Origin of the sequence: Sedimentibacter sp. (genome assembly GCF_033447055.1) — a bacterium.
Classification (GTDB): Bacteria; Bacillota; Clostridia; order Tissierellales; family Sedimentibacteraceae; genus Sedimentibacter.
Window position 1 is genome coordinate 1 of record NZ_JAWQJF010000100.1, and the last position, 4040, is coordinate 4040.

The following is a 4040-nucleotide window of genomic DNA, read 5'->3' on the forward strand; positions in this document are numbered from 1 at the left end:
AGAAACTGCTGGATTTGAAGTGGAAGATAAAACCGGCGTAGCAGGTTCAGATAAAGTTCGTTTAGCATTGGAAAACGGAGACTTTGACATGTATTGGGAATATACAGGCACAGCATGGATTTCTCTTCTTCAGCACGAAGAACCTATAACAGTTTCTCAGGAAGCTTATGACAAGGTGCGTGAAGAAGATGCTGAAAATGGATTTAAGTGGCTTCAATATGCGCCTTTAAACAATACTTACACACTCATGATGCGTCGTGATCAGTCAGAAGAATTAAATATAAAATCCATTAGCGATTTTTCTAAATATGTTAATGAAAATCCTGGAGAGCTTACTGTTGCAATTGACCATGAATTTTCAATCAGACCGGACGGTTACCCTGGGGTAGAGGAGGTTTATGAATATAGTATCGGAGATGATAATATAAAAATCATGGACTTGGGTATAATGTACAAAACATTGAAGGAAAAGCAGGTTGATGTTGCTATGGGATTTGCAACTGATGGGCGTATAGCTGCATATGATTTGATTAACTTAGAAGATGACAAAGAATTTTTCCCTGTTTACAACCCTGCACCGGTAATAAGAAGTGAAACATTGGAAAACAATCCTGAAATTAAGGAAGTTCTGGAAAAAATAGCACCTTTGCTTGATACGGATACTATGACAAAACTAAATTATGAAGTAGACATTAACGAGAGAGAACCAAAAGAAGTTGCCAAAGAGTGGCTACAGAAAGAAGGGCTGATAGATTAAGTCTTCTAAGTAAAAAACCTCATATATGAGGTTTTTTACTTATTGAAATATTTACTAAAGAAAATTCTGCTGCAATGTTATATTGTTTTTATTATATTATGTGATATACTAACATTGAAAAATTATTATAGACAAAAGGATGCATGAATGGATAAAAAGATTAATATTAAAAGTTCCACTTATCAAAAGATAGCTTTGGACATAGCTTCAAGAATTGCTGAAAACAAATTGCGGGTAGGTGATAAAATTTATGCTAGGACTTCAATAGCTAGTCAATACAATGTTTCTTCAGAAACTGCCAGAAGGGCTATCAATGTTCTTTCTGACCTAGAAATTGTAGAATCTTTAAAAGGTAGCGGAGTAACTATAAAATCCTATGAAAATGCCGTAAAATATGTCAGAAACTTCAGCGAAAAACAGACTGTGAAAGCACTTATAACTGAGATGCAAGATAGTTTTGACAAACAAAAGAATGAGATTAATAATTTGCAGAATCTATTTTACAAGTTACTTGACAACACACAGCGTTTCCAATCTATTAATCCTTTTGTTCCATATGAAATAAAGATTACTAATGATGCAATTCATTTGAATAAATTAGCTTCTGAGGTGAATTTTTGGCAGAATACTAATGCGACAATCATTGCAATCAATAGGGGTGACATTACTATTCTTTCTCCGGGACCATATTCAGTATTTAGGGAAAATGACATATTATATTTTGTAGGCGATGAAAACAGTTATATTAGAGTAAAAGATTTTATGTATGGATATAAAGAATGATATGTAATGTTAAATATATAAAAGTAAAAAAATTTGTACAATTGTACAAATTATAATATAGGTACATAACAAATGCAATTTAATTAAAATTCTCGTAAAGGAAGAATGAAATGAGTGTATTAATGGGCATTAAGACAGAACTTTTGCACATAGTAGAAGCGTTGCATGCCGTTACAAATGTGGATATTTTAATAGTTGATGATAATCTTGATAGAATTGTGTCTACGGTTAAAAAGGAATATATGGGAGACAAAGCTCCTGTTTATTCTGCATTTCATAAATGTATCATGACAGGTGAACAATTTTTTATTGAAAACCCTAAAATTGACCCTATATGTTTAAAGTGTGAAAATTTAGAAAATTGCAAGGAACTTATTGAATTTTGCATTCCAATAAAACTTAGCGATGAAATAATTGGCGTTTTAGGCATGTGTGCTTATGATGAAGTAGCGAAACAAAACTTGCTTGCCAACAGAGACAGTTATATGAATTTCGAGAGTCAGTTGAGCGATATTATTTCAACGATTATAAGCGAAAAAAACGTTACCGAAAAACTTGAATACAGATCTACGGAACTTGTAACATTAATTAATTCACTTAATGAAGGAATTATTGTTATAAACAACAATAAGGAAATAATAACTACGAATAATTATATTAATGAGAAATTAAATATTAATCTAAATAAAGTGCCGGCAATATGGGAAGTGTTGACTGAGAAAGTATACAACAATCTTATATTACAAAATTTCAACGGGGAAGTGGGATCTGTTAAACTCAATGGAACGGAGTTTATGATTAATGCTAATCCCATTGTTATAAAAGAAAAACAAGAAGGAATTGTACTTGTATTATTCGACTTTAACAAAATGAAAGAATCTGTGCTTGAAGAAAACAGGAAAAAAGACCTTGTAACATTTGATGAAATAGTAGGTGAAAGTGAAGCTATTCTTCAAGCAAGGAGAGAAGCTATACAAGTTGCAGAAAAGGATGCTTCTGTCTTGATAATGGGAGAAACAGGAACCGGCAAAGAAGTGTTTGCCAGGGCTATTCATGCTGCAAGCAGCAGAAAAAATGATGTTTTTATGGCTGTTAACTGCGGTGCTATACCTGAGAATTTAATTGAAAGTGAACTTTTTGGCTACGAGAAAGGTTCTTTTACAGGAGCAAACAGTTCTGGAAAACCTGGAAAATTTGAAATTTGCAAGGATGGTACTCTTTTTCTTGATGAAATTGGAGATCTTCCACTCCTTATGCAGGTAAAACTAAACAGAGCACTTGAGGAAAAAGAAATAGTAAGAGTTGGAGGAAATACTCCGATTAAAGTAAATCCAAGAATTATTTCAGCCACTCATAAAAATTTGAGCTTGATGGTTGAAAAGAATTTTTTCAGAGATGACTTGTACTACAGGTTGAATGTTGTTCCAATTTATCTTCCGTCGCTTAAAGATAGAGGGTATGATGTAATAATTTTAGCAAGATATTTTTTAGATCGTTTTGCAAAAGCTTATAACAAAGATTTTACAGGATTTACGGCAAAAGCTGAAATTCTTCTTTTAAAATATAAATTTCCGGGAAACATCAGGGAACTTAGAAATTTAATTGAATATGCTGTAATTTTTGAAGAAAACAGTGTTGTAGGGGATGAAAATATAAGAAAGAAAATTGGTAATTTTAGCGAAAAAGAAAATTTAAAACTTGCAGATTTAACAAAAGCATATGAAAAATCTGTTATTAATAATAAAATTCAAAAGCTGGGGGATACGGTTGATTCTAAAAAAGAGGCAGCTCGTCAGTTAGGGATAAGCATAGCAACATTATATAGAAAATTGGAAATGTAAATTAATTTTGACTTTATATTGTTTTTAGGGTAAAATATTATGATTAGATATGAAAATTACATAGAGGTAATGATGAACAGAAATTTCAAAACATCAAGTATAACAGAATCTGCAATGATAACAGGAATTCTTGTTATTTTAGCATATTTATCATCTTTTTTTTCAATTATTATGTTTTTTTATCCTACACCTGCAATTATATTGGCTAAAAGAAAGGGCTTGAAATATGCAAGTCTTGCTTTGATAGCTTCTGATATAATAGTTTCAATGCTTTTAGGAGTGCAGACAGGAATGATGTTTTTAATCTTATATACTCCGTTGGCTATTGCGCTGGCTTATGGAATATGCAATGATGAGGATGCAAACAAGACTATTTTGTTTGGCTCAGCAGCATATATGATTTCTTTTGTTGTACTTATATTGTTTTTAAATACAATAATGGGAGTAAACTTTGTACAACAGTTATCGGATATGTATAATGAAAGCATAATAATGATGAAGGAAATGCTTACAAGTATTCCTGACGGCTTAAATAATGAAAATGTTCAAGAAATGATTAAGATTTATGATGAAATGGGATTAACGATGACATTTGTTATTACAAATATATTCCCTGCTATTATTATTGTTGCTTCCGTAATTACATCATATATTAATTA

At 31.5% G+C, this 4040-nt stretch carries 4 protein-coding genes; all 4 read left to right on the top strand.

Translation table 11 applies throughout. The features are described 5' to 3' along the window. Window positions 1-757, top strand: a 757-nt coding sequence (locus tag SA378_RS06640; protein ID WP_318525196.1) for a glycine betaine ABC transporter substrate-binding protein, incomplete at its 5' end; no start/stop codon positions are given. Between the two features lie 147 nt (window positions 758-904). Next, window positions 905-1540, top strand: a complete 636-nt coding sequence (locus SA378_RS06645) for a GntR family transcriptional regulator (RefSeq protein ID WP_318525197.1) — start codon at window positions 905-907, stop codon at window positions 1538-1540. 110 nt (window positions 1541-1650) lie between these two features. Then, window positions 1651-3381 carry a sigma-54 interaction domain-containing protein gene (locus tag SA378_RS06650; protein ID WP_318525198.1) on the top strand — a complete coding sequence of 577 codons (1731 nt, stop codon included), beginning with the start codon at window positions 1651-1653 and terminating at the stop codon, window positions 3379-3381. Between the two features lie 39 nt (window positions 3382-3420). Beyond that, window positions 3421-4040 (top strand): DUF2232 domain-containing protein (locus SA378_RS06655; RefSeq protein ID WP_318525199.1); only part of this gene is annotated, 620 nt, incomplete at its 3' end.